The 13,639-nt window shown below is 61.1% G+C and carries 11 protein-coding genes and 1 pseudogene; 1 reads left to right on the top strand and 11 read right to left on the bottom strand.

Going from position 1 to position 13,639, the window contains the following annotated elements; translation table 11 throughout:
- Positions 1–4: 4 nt before the first annotated feature.
- Positions 5–1,204 carry an IS91 family transposase gene (locus NKL04_RS19765; protein ID WP_023699561.1) on the top strand — a complete coding sequence of 400 codons (1,200 nt, stop codon included), beginning with the start codon at positions 5–7 and terminating at the stop codon, positions 1,202–1,204.
- 456 nt (positions 1,205–1,660) lie between these two features.
- Here NKL04_RS19765 and NKL04_RS19760 read toward each other — a convergent pair whose 3' ends face one another.
- From NKL04_RS19760 to NKL04_RS19710, 11 genes and pseudogenes are all read right to left on the bottom strand, one after another.
- Positions 1,661–2,668: a tyrosine-type recombinase/integrase gene (locus NKL04_RS19760; protein WP_023699563.1), complete on the bottom strand. Its 1,008-nt coding sequence runs from the start codon at positions 2,666–2,668 to the stop codon at positions 1,661–1,663.
- Complete coding sequence (locus tag NKL04_RS19755; protein ID WP_023699564.1) at positions 2,665–3,597, bottom strand: tyrosine-type recombinase/integrase; 933 nt, start codon at positions 3,595–3,597, stop codon at positions 2,665–2,667. The genes NKL04_RS19760 and NKL04_RS19755 overlap by 4 nt, the downstream gene beginning before the upstream one ends.
- Positions 3,594–4,832, bottom strand: coding sequence for a site-specific integrase (locus tag NKL04_RS19750; protein ID WP_023699565.1), 1,239 nt, complete (start codon positions 4,830–4,832; stop codon positions 3,594–3,596). Before NKL04_RS19750 ends, NKL04_RS19755 begins: the two co-directional genes overlap by 4 nt.
- 141 nt (positions 4,833–4,973) lie before the next feature.
- Positions 4,974–5,090: pseudogene (tnpB, locus tag NKL04_RS19745) on the bottom strand (IS66 family insertion sequence element accessory protein TnpB); the annotation flags it as partial.
- A complete protein-coding gene (gene tnpA / locus NKL04_RS19740) occupies positions 5,087–5,518 on the bottom strand; it encodes an IS66-like element accessory protein TnpA (protein ID WP_023699567.1) in 432 nt (143 codons plus the stop codon). The pseudogene tnpB and the gene tnpA, both read right to left, overlap by 4 nt.
- Positions 5,519–5,704: 186 nt before the next feature.
- Positions 5,705–6,778, bottom strand: a complete 1,074-nt coding sequence (locus NKL04_RS19735; RefSeq protein WP_023699568.1) for an ABC transporter ATP-binding protein — start codon at positions 6,776–6,778, stop codon at positions 5,705–5,707.
- Positions 6,775–7,791 (bottom strand): ABC transporter ATP-binding protein, encoded by a 1,017-nt coding sequence (locus NKL04_RS19730; protein ID WP_023699569.1) that lies wholly within the window; start codon positions 7,789–7,791, stop codon positions 6,775–6,777. Before NKL04_RS19730 ends, NKL04_RS19735 begins: the two co-directional genes overlap by 4 nt.
- Entirely contained in the window at positions 7,788–8,681 is an 894-nt protein-coding gene (locus tag NKL04_RS19725) for an ABC transporter permease (RefSeq protein WP_050593513.1), read from the bottom strand. Before NKL04_RS19725 ends, NKL04_RS19730 begins: the two co-directional genes overlap by 4 nt.
- Positions 8,682–8,683: 2 nt before the next feature.
- A complete protein-coding gene (locus NKL04_RS19720) occupies positions 8,684–9,622 on the bottom strand; it encodes an ABC transporter permease (RefSeq protein ID WP_023699571.1) in 939 nt (312 codons plus the stop codon).
- An 18-nt stretch (positions 9,623–9,640) separates the two neighbouring features.
- Positions 9,641–11,227 carry an ABC transporter substrate-binding protein gene (locus NKL04_RS19715; RefSeq protein ID WP_031208921.1) on the bottom strand — a complete coding sequence of 529 codons (1,587 nt, stop codon included), beginning with the start codon at positions 11,225–11,227 and terminating at the stop codon, positions 9,641–9,643.
- A 127-nt stretch (positions 11,228–11,354) separates the two neighbouring features.
- On the bottom strand, positions 11,355–13,397 hold the full coding sequence (locus NKL04_RS19710; protein WP_023699573.1) for a CocE/NonD family hydrolase: 2,043 nt from the start codon (positions 13,395–13,397) through the stop codon (positions 11,355–11,357).
- Positions 13,398–13,639 lie beyond the last annotated feature (242 nt).

Here is a 13,639-nt window from a genome sequence, read left to right as displayed (position 1 = left end):
GGCAATGGCCCGCTCGGTGCCGGAAGTGGCGGATATCTTCCGCTGCTACGGCGAAGCCTATCGCGCACAGCATGACGCGTCGCTGTCGACCGCCCAGCGCCGCGTCATGACGGCGATCGAATTGTGCCGGACCGCCGCACTCGGTGGGCACGTCGAAGCATGTGATCAATGCGGCCACCGGCGCATCGCGTTCAACAGCTGCCGCGACAGGCATTGCCCCCGCTGCCAATCGCTGGCCCGCGCGCAATGGCTGGAGGATCGTCGCGCCGAGCTTCTCGACACCCAGTACTTTCACGTCGTCTTCACGCTGCCGGAGTCCATTGCCGCCATTGCCTATCAGAACAAGGCGCTCGTCTACGGCCTGCTCTTCCGCGTCACCGCCGAGACCCTGCGCATCATCGCCGCCGACCCCAAGCACCTGGGCGCCGAGATCGGTTTCTTCGCCGTGCTGCACACCTGGGGCCAGAACCTGCTTCATCATCCGCATCTGCACTGCGTCGTGCCAGGTGGCGGGTTCTCGCCGGACCGCACGCGATGGATCGCCTGCAAGCCCGGCTTCTTCTTGCCCGTCCGCGTGCTCTCGCGCCTGTTCCGACGATTGTTCCTGGAGCACCTGGAGAAAGCCTTCGACGCCGGCCTGTTGAAGTTCTTCTCTGACTTGCAGGCCTTGAGCGAGCGTGATGCCTTCCGGCGCTATCTGGCGCCGCTACGAAAGGCCGAGTGGATCATCTATGCCAAGCCGCCATTCGCCGGACCCGAACAGGTCCTCGACTACGTCGGCCGCTATACCCACCGCGTCGCCATTTCCAACAATCGCCTCGTCGCCATCGAGGATGGCAAAGTCGCCTTTCGCTGGAAGGACTATCGGCACGGCAGTCGGCAGAAGGTCATGACCGTCGCGGCCGACGAGTTCATTCGCCGCTTCTTGTTGCACGTCCTGCCCGAGGGCTTCCATCGCATCCGCTATTACGGCTTCCTCGGCAATCGCTATCGCGCGCAAAAGCTCGCCTGCTGTCGTGACCTGCTCGGCATGCCAGTTCCAGAGCCGTCGGACAGCCGATCCGCAAAGGACTATCGCGACCGCTACGAGGACCTCACCGGGCATTCCCTCAGGCAATGCCCCGCCTGTCGTCAAGGCCAGATGATCATCATCGAAACATTCGACGGCGTCACCGGACGCCCGCCATACCAGGACACGTCATGAAGCAGGGGCGTCACCTTCCTTGTCATCAGCATCGCGCCAACCCGCTCGGAAGCCAAACTGAGCCGGTCCCGCAAAAGTGTGCGCCGTCGTCACCGGCAACCTCTCTCAGTCAGGGCGCGGCGCCGATCCTCACATGCCGGAACCGATATCCGCGCCGCTTTCGGCGCACGCGACCCCTGCAATCGCTGCGTCCACGACCGCATCCGCGCCCCCGCCATGCCTGTTCATGGCAACGGCCTGATTGAACGCCCATAGCGGCCACCCGTGCGGGCGGCTTAGTCCAACACGTTTTTAGCTCACCGCCGCGATCCACCTCAGCGCAACTCTCGCCACCCGCCTTGCAGCGCGACGCCAAGCTAAAAACGCTCTGCATTATGCGTCGGGCGAGATTATGTGGCGGAGCCTTCCTGGTGCCAGCCTAGGCCCGCCGGTCCGGATTTTTCCGCCACATAATATTTAGATGCTGTTCAGCAGTTGCAGAACGGAGTCATTTGGTCGGAAACGCACGCCGTGAGCGCCGGTGACGCCCGCCTTCTCGAGTCCATTGCGCATCATCTCGACATCCGCTGCGGCATAGCGGTGGGTCGTGGCGACCTGTGCGTGCCCGAGCCAGGCTTGGATCGTCAAAAGGTCCACGCCGGACTGGAGAAGCTTCATGGCGAGGGAGTGCCGGAAGATGTGCGGCGATATGGGCTTGTCGGCCAAGGCCGGCCTGGTAGGCACGGCCTCTGTGGCCGCACGCCGCACGATATGGGTCGCTCCGAAACGAGTCAGGCGTTCGTTGCGGGCGCCGACGAATATCGCTCGCGGCTCGTGATGGGCGATCCCGCGCTCGCTCAACAAGGATGTCAGCGCCCGCGCCAGGTCCTTAGCAATGGGGACGACGCGGTCTCTGCGCCCTTTGCCGCGCAGCAGCACTTGTGGGTGCGGCCGTTCCAACTGAAGGTCGTTTGCGTTGACGCCGGTGGCTTCGGAGACCCGGGCGCCGGTCCGTGCCAGAAACAGTAGAAACGTTCGGTCGCGCCGCCCACGGGACGTCCTCTGATCGGGGGCCGCAATAAGGGCGTCCACTTCGGCCTTGGTGAGGTGGTGCGTCACCTCAATGTGAGCCCGTTTTATGGGAATCGTCAGCACGCGTTGGGCGACACCGAAGGACGCCGGGTCAGCGGCTGCTACGTGATGGAAGAAGGATCGGATGGCCGCTAGTCGGGCGTTGCGCGTGGCGATGACGTTCTTGCGCTTCTCCTCGAGCTCGTCGAGGAAGGCGAGAACGAGGTCTCGATCGAGGTCTTCGAGTGCCAATGCGGCCGGCTTCTTCGCCAATCGGGTGGCGGCAAAGATGATCAGCATGCGCAAGGCATCGCGATAGCTGGCCACGGTCGCGGGAGTCGCATTGCGTTGTTTGGTCAAGCGCCGGCGAAAGTAGGACTCCAGGAGCGGCGCCAGCAGCAGGTGTTCGCTCATGCTGCACCTCCGTCGAGGAAGGCGCGCTCCGCCGCAATGGCGAGAAGATCTGCCGAACCGGTGAGATAGTAGGCAGTGTCGCTGTAGCTGGCGTGACCGAGATATGTGGCGAGCAACGGGAGCAACGCCTGAACGTCTGCGCGCTGCTGATGCCAGAGGCCGAGACGGGTCACGGCGAACCGGTGCCTGAGATCGTGTGGCCTTAATGGCTTGCCGCCATCGAGACCAGCAAGCTTGCGGGCCTCGGCAAAGCCGTTTTGCAGGCCTGTCGCCGAGAGGCGATTGCCACGAGAGCTGAGGAAAAAGGCCTGGTCCTTGGGCATGGGAAAAGCGGCATCCCGTTCATGGACGTAGCTACGAAGGGCAGCCTGGGTCGTCGTGTGAACTGGAACGAGACGGTCCTTGCGGAACTTCGTCTTCCGAATGAGGAGAATCCCGTTGGCCAGATCAACGTCGGAACGATCAAGTCTGACCACTTCGCCTGATCGCAGCCCCGAGCTCGCCAATAATCCGATCAGCGTGGCCATTGTCCGCCCCTTGAGAAGGATTCCCGGCGAGATGCGGCGGCATGCGTCGATGAGTGATGCCAACTCGGCCTCGCTGAGGATTCGCGGAGGCGGAATCGCTCTGGATCTGGGGAAAGCTCTGCGCTCCAAGGCTTCGGTTCGCGCGTCATAGACGGCGAGATATTCGTAAAACCGGCGCAGCACGCCGTGACGACTGACACGGCTGTTGGCGGCGCCGCTGAACGACAGGGCAAAATCCAGCGCCAAAGTTCGAGTGGCAGGCCCATCGAACTGAGCGCGCTCAATGTACCTCACGAAAGCCCGCAACGTGCCGGCTTGCTTGCTGAAGGCATAGCCGAGGGAGTGGCGTAGCTCGATGTAACACTCGGCCTTCTCGCCGAGGAATCGGGCAAAGGCGGTCATGCCACGCCTCCCGGAAAGGGAAGTGCGACCTCGGCAAGTTGCGACGTCGCGACCTTTACGTACAGCGCCGTTGTGTTGATGCTGCGGTGTCCCAGGAGATCGGCGACCTCGTTGATCGGCCTTCGCTGCTTGACGAGCTGGGTGGCAAGACTGTGGCGCAGGAGATGCGCACCTGCGACCTGCCCGAGTTCAACCCCGCCATGTCGCAACCGCTTCCGCACGATCCTCGAAACAGGCGACGCGCATTTGAATGGTGCCACGGGCGGCGTGAAGGACAGGAACAGATACGGACTATCCACCTTCGGTCGAGCGCGCAGGACGTAGTCGGCGAGCGCGGCACCGGCTTCCTCGATGAGCGGGGCCACCCGATCACGCTTGCCCTTGGTGTGCCGGACAAAAACCTCGCCAGTTCGCCAGTGGATATCGTGCAGTTGAAGGGCGCGCAGCTCACCGTTGCGAATGCCCGTGGTGGCGAGCAGCAGCAGGACGGCTCGATCGCGGACGTCAACCGGTGCCGTTGCGCCGATCATATCAATTGCACGCCGAACGTCATCCCATGCAAGGCGCGGCGGCAGATGAGCCAAACGCCAGTGGGGCGTCCTGGGGACGACGCGCGCGAGATCCTGATCGTGGTGGCCAGCCCAATACAAAAACCGAAGAAATGTCCGGATGTGAGAAGTTGCTGCGGTGCGGGTACCGGAGGTCGCCGATAGTGACAGCCGATGTTCGACAGCGGCAAGGACATGCTCAGCCGTCAATGCGTCGAGGTCTTGGCCGGAATGGTGGCGATGGAACCAATCCAGAAAGCGGCGGCTGCCCAGGAGAACGCCTTCGCGAGACTTTGACTCCAGTCCGCACACCCTGCTCAGATAGTCCGAAAAGGAGCTCAGAAGCGGAGCATTCGGATCATTATCTACACTGGGAACAGCAGCAAGGAAGCGTTCTGGAGCCACTCGCCGCGCGTGTCCCAGTGCCGACACTGCTCCAATGCGTGGAGTATCCGTAGTAAACGTGCACAAATAGCTGTCGACGACATCTTGAGAGATAGGCATCGGACCACAGCGCGTTGCGGCAAACTGGCTAAAGCGCGCAATCCGGCTCAGGTAAATCGTGGCAGACGCTCGCTTATAACCAAGGGTGAAAAAATGCTCCGCGAGGCGATCCATCTCGCCACCGAGTGCACCGCTACGCAGGCGCTTGAGCACCCCACAATAGGAAAAATAGAACTCGAGCATTCTGCCCCTCCGGCGTTGTGGCACAGGGGAATCCCGCGCCATGAGAGAGGCATGAAATATTATGTGGCGGAGGCAAGCTGGGTTTGGCCGGCCCGAAAGGGGTCAGGGCGGCTCCGCCACATAATCTCGCCCGACGCATAAGAACGGATCGGCGCCCATCGTCTCGCGCACCAGCGCCGCCAATCCCTCCGCGCCCTTGCGGAAGTCGACCGGCTTCGTCGCCACCATGACCTTGACCGCACCCGTCGGCCCGATCATGACGTCGCCTTCAGCGCGCGGATCACCGCCGCCACCGTCCTGGTATCGGCGCCACGGCCGACCCGCATGGCGATGCCGTCGATCTCAAGCTCGATCATGCCGGCATCTCGGGTGGCTTGCAGTTTCCGCTGCTTTGGTGGACGCCTGGCTACAGGTTCCGGCGCCACAACCGCCGGCACGAAGGCAGGAGAATCTTGCTGCACCGAAGCTGCCTGTTTGCGCGCTTCCCGGCGCCAGGCGAAGACCTGCTGCGGCCTGAGACCATAACGGCGGGCGACCTCGGAAATGATTGCATTCGGCTCCAGCGTCTCCGCGATGATCCGCGCTTTGTCATCCACAGACCAATGACGCCGGCCGCCAGCACCGTTGATCACCTCGAAACGCCGAAGCTGCCGCTCCGGGTCAAGCGTAAGGTCAAGTCCAGACACAAGCCGATCTCCGATCCCAATACAGGATCGGCAACCTCACAGATCGCGACCACTCCCGAAAGGTGGCCCTACAACAGCGCTTACGATCAGCAAGCGATTGCCTGCATTGAGGACTGGGCGGGTCAGGTTGCGGGGCCAACATCCGCAGAACCAGCCATTGAACCAATTCCCAATCCGAGAGGACTCTTAGAGCTTTTCCTGGGCCTGCGGCTCGAGGCCTGCGTTAATCCGGTCGGAAATCTGCGAGACCGGTCGCTCCAAGGCTGCCGCAGTTTCGCAGGTGAGTGGAAAATGACATTTGAAGCGATGCTCCGTGTCATGCGAGTTGGCTGCAGGCTCGGGGAAGACTCGGCGGCAGATGTCTTGCGCGTACTGGCACCGCGGGTGGAACTCGCAGCCGGTTGGCCGTTTCAGCATGCTCGGCACCTCGCCCTTGATTTCGATGCGGTTGAGAACAGCATCTGGGTCGGGCACTGGGTTGGCCGAAAGCAAAGCCTGCGTATAAGGGTGACGCGGATAATCGAAAATGCTTTCGGTTGAGCCGATCTCGACAACACGCCCGAGATACATGATCGCCATACGATCGGCCATGTGGCGGACTACGTTGAGGTTGTGGGTGATGATGAGGATCGCGATCCCGAGTTCATCCTGGAGGCGAGCAAGCAGATTAAGTACCTCGCCCTGGACCGACACGTCGAGCCCAGCTGTGGGCTCGTCGGCGATAATCAGGTCTGGGTTGAGTGCAAGGGCACGGGCGACGCCGACGCGCCGGGCCTGACCGCCGGAAAGCTGGTGGGGATAGCGGCGCCCAAAGTCCGCCGGCAAGCCGACCGTGCGCAACAGGCGCTCCGCTTCGGCACCGGGATCGCGATTGCTCACGCCGTGTATGCGGAATGGCTCGGTGAGAAGCGACTGCACAGTCAGCCGCGGCGAGAGGGAGCCCACGGGATCCTGGAACATCATCGTCATGTGGCGCAGGTAGGACTTTCGTTCGGCCGCTTTGAGACCGATAAGTTCCTGCCCGTCGAAACGAATGCTGCCGCCAACAGCCGGCTGAAGGCCGATGATCGTGCGTGCAATGGTGGATTTGCCAGATCCGCTTTCGCCGACGAGGGCAAGCGTCTCGCCCTTGCGTATTTCAAAGGAGACGCCGCACACAGCGTCAATGAAAGGGTCTGCCGTGCCCGTGGTGAGCGCCTTCAGTGACCCCATGGTGCGGAAGCGGACGCGCAGGTCCTGGACGCTCAGCAGCGCACTCATGCCGCAACCATCCCGGCTCGATCGAGCAGATGGCATCGCGCGACCTGCTCAACAGCGACACGATATTCGCCAGGCGTCTCATGCACGCAGCGATCGAAGGCGTGAGGACAGCGCGGGTGGAAGATACATCCCTTTTTGCTTCCGAGCAGGCTGGGGACCTCTCCGGGGATGGTCGGCAAATTGCGCGTCCGTTGTTTGATCCGTCCAGGGTCGCATTCAAGCAGCGCCCTTGTGTAGGGATGGCCGGGATTATGGAAGATGTCGCGTACAGCGCCCTGCTCCACCACCTCGCCCGCATACATGACGGCAACTCGGTCGCACAATTCAGCGACCACGCCAAGATGATGGGAGACAAACAGGATGGAGCAACCGATCTCCCTTTGCAGATCCTTGAGCAAATGGATGATCTGAACTTCCAATGTAGCATCAAGTGCTGTGGTCGGCTCGTCGGCGATGAGCAGCGCCGGTTTCACCAGAAGTGCCATGGCAATGCAGATGCGCTGGCGCATGCCACCAGAGAACTGATGCGGATAATTCCCGATGCGGCTTTGCGGATCGGGAATTCCGACGCGCTTGAGCATGTCGATCGCAAGAGCGCGCTTTTCACTGCGCCCTCGTTGTTCGTGGTGTTGGATATCGATCATCTGGCTCTCGATCGTCCGGACCGGATTGAGCGCGGTCATCGGATCCTGGAAGATCATGGAGAGGCGATCGCCCATCAGACCGCGTCGCGCCTGGGCAGTCAGCGTAAGCAGGTCGCGTCTTTCGAATATGATGCTGCCAGCGGTAACCTGAGCGTTTTCTGGAAGTAGACCCATCACAGTATAGGCAAGCGTGGATTTGCCGGATCCACTCTCCCCGACGATGCCGACTATCTGTCCGGTCGGCACGTCCAGCGAAACGTTGCGCAGTGCGTGAACACGTCCGCGTGGCGAGCCGAAGTCGAGGTTGAGGTTCCGAACCTCAAGAAGCGGAGCGACCGTCGTATGCGATGTCAGATCGCGGTGTCTCATAGGTCTTTCCGCAGCTTGGGATCGAATATGTCACGCAATGCTTCGCCAAGGAATGTGAAGCCCAGCGTGGCGACGACGATTGGAATACCCCCCGCAATGACGAGCCAAGGCGTCTGATTGATATAGCTGTAGCCATCGTTCAGGATTGCTCCCCAGTCTGGCGTCGGAGGGCGCACACCCATACCGAGAAAGCCCAGACCTGCTTGAAAGGCAATCACCCCCGGCACGTCCATGCTCACAAGGATGAGAAGCGGACCAACCACGTTTGGCAGCATGTGGACGGCAAGGACGCGCATCGTGCCGGCGCCCATGCTTCGCTCCGCGTCAATGTAATCGGAGTTGCGCAGGGCTTGCGTTTGGGTGCGCACGACACGCGCATAGATCGGCATACATGCTATTGCGATGACCAGGATCACGCTGGACATGCTGGGCCCCAATAGGGCGATGATGGCCAAAGCAAATATGATCCCGGGAAACGAGCGGATCGTGTCGAAGAATAGTAGCAGAAGATTGTCGAGCCAGCGCGGCCCGAACCCTGCTATCAGGCCAAGGAGGAGTCCAACGACAAGCGAACTGCCGAGCGATGCAAAGGCAACGAGAAGTGGGATACGACCGCCCATGATCGTACGCGAAAAGGTGTCGCGACCGAGTTGATCCGTGCCAAGAAGAAAATCTGCTGAAGGTCCTGCCAAACGAGGCCCGATCATAATGCGGATGGGGTCATGTGTGGCGATGAGCGGACCAAAGATCGCGCTCGCCACCACGACTAGGACAAGCACCGCGCCAAGCATGCCCAGACGGTTTTTAAGCAGTTGCCGCAGGAAGCCTCCGAGGGCGCCTGGATTGTGCCTTGGGGGAGCTGCTGTATCAATCGTGTCTATGCTCGTCATGATCAGAGCTTTTCCCGAGCCCGCGGGTCAAGGCTTGCATTGACCAGATCGGAGGCCGTTGTTGAAATGACGATAAGGAAGGTGGTGACGATAACAACGCCCATCACAATTGGATAATTGCGCGTATTCACCGCCTGCACGATCAGCGCGCCGATCCCCGGTCTTGCGAACACCACCTCGACAAACACCGCTGCCGACAGCAGCCATGCGATCCCTACGCCCAAGATGGTTACCGTTGGCAAGATCGCAAGCGGCAGAGCGTAGCGATAAACAATGCGCCATTCCGAAATCCCGAAAGAGCGAGCCATTCGGATATGGTTCTCACCCAGCGTTTCGAGCATGGACGCGCGCACCAGTCGAGAGATGTAGCCCACCCAACCGATTCCCATTGCAAAGCTTGGCAGGACCAGGTGGACGAGCCCATCGACAAAGCCCTCGCCAGGCCCGATCGCCGGCAGCCAGCGGAGGGCTACGGCGAAGATCAGCAGTGCATAGACTGCCATGACAAACGAAGGAATGGCGATGGTGGCGACGGCAACGACCCCAACCGCTTGGTCGAGCAAGGAATTGCGCCGCATCGCAGAGTAGCACCCTAGCGGCACCGCGATGGCGGCGGCCCAAAAGATCGAGACCAGGATCAGTTCAATCGTGTAGGGCAGTTGCGCAAACACGATGTCGGCGACCGGCCTCTGGCTGAACACGTCATATCCGAGATCGCCGCGAAGAAGGCCGCTGAAGAAGGTGGCGATCTGCACGATGAACGGCCTGTCGAGGCCCATCTGCCGATGCAGCTGCGCCTGCATTTCGGGCGTGGCGCGCGGGCCGAGCAGAATAGCCGCTGGATCGCCTGGCAGCGAATGGATCATCAGGAACAAAAGTGTCACCGCGGTCACGATGATCGTGACCGCGAGGACCAACCTCTTGCAAAGATAAAACAACATGCCTCAGCCCGCCGCCGCTTAAGCCGGCTTGAAGTCGACATATAAAGGGTAGCCGTGCGGAAGGGTCGCAGCAGCCTGTATCTTAGTCGTGCGGTACACGACAGGACGACCACCGTTTGTCAGGTAACGGTAGGCGCCCGACTCCTCCAAGAGGTCCTGCATTTCGTAATAGAGCTTTGCGCGCTCGTTTGGATCCTCGATCGTCACTGCCTTGGCATCGAGTTCGTCATAGCGGTCACTTCTGAAGCGCTCCCAATTCCAAATGCCCACTTGTGCTTTCACGAACGAGCTCGTGTTGTAATAAGGATCAGGCAGACCGGCGTACTCTTGGATATAGAGCTGCAAATTCTTCCAGCGATCGCCTGCCGATTCCTGACCGATCGTCCAGAAGGAACTTTGGTCCTGGGCATTGACTTGGACCGTAATGCCGATCTGCGACAACTGCGCCTGAATCGTCTGGGCAATTGTCGGGTGAGTGCCACTGTTGGCACAATCGAGGGTTAACTGCAGGTCGCTGACACCGGCCTTGTCCAGGAACTCCTTGGCCTTGGCAAGGTCGCCTTCCGGTGGAACGAGCGCCTTTTCGCGATGCCCGATAATACCTGACGCAATTATCCCGGTTGCCACGTTGGCTTGGCCCGCATAGGCGGTGTCCAGAATCTGCGGCACATTGATGGCCCATTGGATTGCCTTGCGGACATTGATGTCTTTCAGCGTCGGGTTATCCATGTTCATGCCAAGCCAGCAGAAACTGAGCGAGGAATGCTCCTCGACCTTTGTATCGGGTGGCGAATTGCTTTTGAACGTCGCCAGTGAATCAAGACCAATCTGCGTGAAATCAACATCACCGGCTTGATAGGCGCGTTCCGCCGCCTTGGTGTCAGTAATCGGTATGATGCGGATTTCATCAAATCCGGGCTTTGGTCCAGACCAGTCCGGATTGCGGGTCAGCAGCGTGTATTGATTTTGCTTCCACTCCGCGAGCACATAGGGCCCAGAGAAAGCCGGTGGGTTCATGCTGAAACTGCCGCCGTCCTCGGTCGCCTTCATCACCGCCTGCTCGGAAACGATATGACCGGTAGCCCAAGGGAAGGTGACGTTCCAGGCCGGCACAAACGGCGTCTTGTACACGATGACGCCGGTATGATCGTCCTCGATTTCGACATGATCCAATGGGCCTAGCTCCGCCGTGGTCCAATATTTGTGTTGGATGATGCGTTCCAATGAGAACTTGACGTCCTTGGCAGTCATCTCACCATAGCCGCCGGTGAACTCGATGCCTTTCTTCAGGCGAAAGCGAATATGCGTCGGATCGACCTGTTCGATCTTTTCCGCCGCCTCCAGATCCCAACCCCATTCGGATCCCGGCTTGAAACGCGTGAGCTTCGAATAGAGGCACTCCATAACTGGAACTTCGTATCCCGAGGTGTAAAAGCCAGGGTCCAAAGAGGCAAGTTCACCCGGAGCAGCGACCTTGAGTACTTTGCCTTCCGCCGCCCAGATTGCCTGCGAGAGCGGCATGCCGCTAGCGATGACACCGCCCCCCAAGGCAGCCCCTCCCTTTAGAAGAGTGCGGCGGTCTATATTCTGGATAACATCTTTCATAGTTTCCTCCCAATTAGTGAGCTGCTGAGCTACGGCTATTCGCCGTAGTCCTCGCACACGCTTTCCGTGCGTCCACCCTCCCCTGGCTCGGGCCGCGGGGTACGCTCGCCGGCGGTGCGCGGTCGATTCATCCATTCCCCCGGCTCGATCGCGGAATGCGATCATGCCACGTGCGATGATGGACCTGCTCTCCGTCGAGAGTCGCCGTCAATTCGTACTCTGTGACGAAATTGTCGTGCTCCACGTGCATGGTCCCTGTGGCGCTGATCTCGACGTCCCATCCCGGTCGCTGCAACCGGCAGCGCTGTTCTGAATTGCAGCGCGCGCTTGCCGGGTCGTCGGAGCGAATCGAGCAGGTTACCTGAGCCCGCTCCTCGTATCGCAGGCCGTCCGGATAGGTAAGGCTTCGGCTGTAGTTGGGATCGTCGATGGTGATCCGCCACTCGAGGGTTTCCGGGTTGTAGTGCACCTGGCGTTCGGTACCCGGCTCGGTCGTGTGCAGGACGACAGGTATTGCATCGGCCGGCAATGCATCGCCTTGCTCGGGCGGCTCGAATCGCACCGGTTCAGACGGCGCGTCGGCACCGCGCACCGGCAGCACGAGCGCACCGCCAGCCGGGTCGAGTGCGACCTGAGCCGGCACCGGATGCGGCCACATGAAAGGCCAATAGGCGGTGGAGACAGCCAGCCGGATGCGGTGTCCAGCTGGAAACTCGTAGCCGGCCGCGATCATTGGCACGGTCACCTCCAGCACGGATCCGGCCGGCAGATCGACGGCTCGGTCCATTCCCTCACGACGTTGCAGATTCAAGAAGCCGCGAGTGACGAGCGTCGAGGCCCCGTCCGGCGCGACGTCGCACAGCCGCACAATCATGTTGGCCGCCGCCCCGTCGGCATGCACACACAGCTTCGCGGCTGGCATGCCAAGCACGGTGACTGCTTGAGTCAGCGGCTCGGTGTCGAAGCACACCGATCGGTTGTCCTCCTCCCGCTGGTCCGCCGGCAGGTCAGCCGGGCCGCCTTTGGGCATGTTCCTGCCCCCGTCGATTCCGCAGTGCTCGGGCGTATCAACTTGTACTAGGTCCAAACCGACAGCGTCGTGGCAGAACATGTCGCCGAGCCCCATGGTGCACGTGGTGATATTCGGTGACGGCCACGAGGGCTCGGTGACCCATCGACCAAGACGCGTGGTGTAGCTGGTCGCGGGGAGGACCGCGTCCTGGACATAGACACGTAGCGCCGGATCGTCCTCGACACCCGTTTCTGCGTCCTTGAGGTAGCGGTCCCACCAGCGCAGCGTCTCCTGTAGGTACCCGATCGCCGGTCCGGGATTGTGCGCCAAGTTCGGGTAGTGGTGCGCCCAAGGTCCGACGATTCCCTTGACCGGGCTGGACAGATGCTCCACCAACTGGAAGACAGTGTTGCGGAAGAGGTCGTTGAAGCCGCCCACCGCGAGGACTGCCGCCTTGATGGCGCCGTAGTCCTCGCAGACGCTTGCGCGCTTCCAGTACTCGTCGCGCGTCTGATGCCTCAGCCAGGTGGACGACCACGGCTCGAGCGCGTGGAGACGCTGCAGCCACTGCTCCTTCCACCCCGGGCCGACCCGAGTCGGATCCGGCGGACGGGCGCACTCAACTGCCAGCTGCCATGTGCCCCAGTCGATGGTTTCCCCACACACTGCGCCGCCGAAGTAGTGCGCATCGGTGCCATAGAGGTCATCGGAGGAGCAGACTGTGACGATCGCCTTCAGCGGCTCCGGCGCAAGCGCAGCCACCTGCAATGAATTGAAGCCGCCATATGAAATGCCGAACATGCCGACCCGGCCGTTGCACCATGGCTGCGCGGCCAGCCAGTTGATCACCTCGACGGCGTCGGCAAGCTCCTGCGCGGAGTACTCGCCACTCATCAGACCTTCGGAGTCACCCGTGCCGCGGATGTCGACCCGAACCGACCCATAGCCATGGGCGGCGTACCAAGAATGACGCCGCGCATCACGCGGAGCGGTCACGTCGCCCTTGCGGTAGGGTATATACTCAAGCAGGGCTGGCACAGGTTGGTCGATGACCTTAGGCAGCCAGATGCGGGCCGACAGCCGGACCCCATCCGAAAGCTTGATCAAAACATGGTCGCTCACCTCGACCTCAACGGCCGCCGCCAAGGCCGCGCTCATAGGCCGACACCCAGCCCCACTGCGAGACGAGGCGCACAACTCGACGGGATCCAGCGCGAGTCCTCATGGAGGAGGCCCTCGGTGCGTTTATCCGGGATAACATCTTTCACAGCTTCCTCCCATGTCCTGCTTTAATCAGCTGCCGTGAGTTCATCATGTGGATTAGAGGGCCTTGAGCGGGTCGATCCGAGAGATCGTGGTTGTCGCCCTGGGGCGTTCTCACCTCGGTGAAGCTTACGCAT

The organism is Mesorhizobium sp. C264A, assembly GCF_040324515.1.
Classification (GTDB): domain Bacteria; phylum Pseudomonadota; class Alphaproteobacteria; order Rhizobiales; family Rhizobiaceae; genus Mesorhizobium.
The sequence above is the reverse complement of the archived record's forward strand: the minus strand, read 5'-3'. Positions and strand labels throughout refer to the sequence as shown.